This window comes from Rhodococcus chondri (assembly GCF_036327435.1).
GTDB lineage: Bacteria > Actinomycetota > Actinomycetes > Mycobacteriales > Mycobacteriaceae > Rhodococcus > Rhodococcus chondri.
Map to the genome: position 1 here is coordinate 1 of NZ_JAUZMZ010000385.1, position 885 is coordinate 885.

General features: G+C 72.1%; 1 protein-coding gene. It reads right to left on the bottom strand.

All coding sequences use genetic code 11. The features are described 5' to 3' along the window. Positions 1-885: Lhr family ATP-dependent helicase (locus tag Q8814_RS26295; RefSeq protein WP_456239125.1), on the bottom strand; the 885-nt coding region annotated here is incomplete at both ends.

Genomic DNA, 885 nt, shown 5'->3' on the forward strand with positions numbered 1-885 from the left:
GGTCGAGAAGCAGTTCCGCGGTGGCGTGCGCGCGGATCGTCGCATCGGTCTCCCGCTCCGGCAGCAGCGCCCAGCGTCCGCTCACCGTAGGCGGGCCGGTGCGTGTGGGCAGGAGCGGCCGGGGTGCCCGGTACATGCGTGCGCGGGGTGCCCGGCGCGGGGCGCGATGGGCGGGCGTCGCCCGGGAAGTGTCGCCGATGAGGGCGCGAAGGGGAGCCAGGGTGTCGCCGGCGATGTGCCCGCTCCACACCAGGTCCCACAACGCCGACGCGGTAGTGCTGTCCGTCGCCGACGACTCCAGTGCACACACCGCGTCGGTGAGCTGCCGGAAGAAGAACGCTCCGCCTCCGGCGAGCGCGTCCAGGATCGCGCGGTGGATGCCGGACATTTCGATCTCGGTGGGTGGCGCGAGGGTGAGGGGCGCGGCGTCCACCGGGTGCAGTGACACCCAGCCGTCCTTGCCCGAGATCGACCCCGCTCCCGACCACAGCACCTCACCGTTCGACATCAGCTCGTCGAGCAACGCGGGCGAGTAGTCGCGCACACGCGGCGCGAGAATCAGTGGTTCGAGTGCGCTCGCGGGCACCGGGACACCGGCGAGCTGCTCGGTCACCGCGGCGACACCGTCCAGGCCGTAGAGCGCAGTGCCGCCCGGGCCGTGCCCGAGATGGTGCCAGTCGGGCAGGAACCGGCCGAGGGTGGAGGTGCTGACGGGCTCGACATCGTGCCGGGCCGCCGCGAGCGACCGTCGCCGCAACCGGCGCAGCACCTCGGTGTCGCACCACTCGGAACCCGTCGCGTCGGGCCGGAATTCACCTTGGGTGATGCGCTTTTCGCCCACGAGCCGATGCAGAACCCCGTCCACGACTGCGGTACCCAGACCGA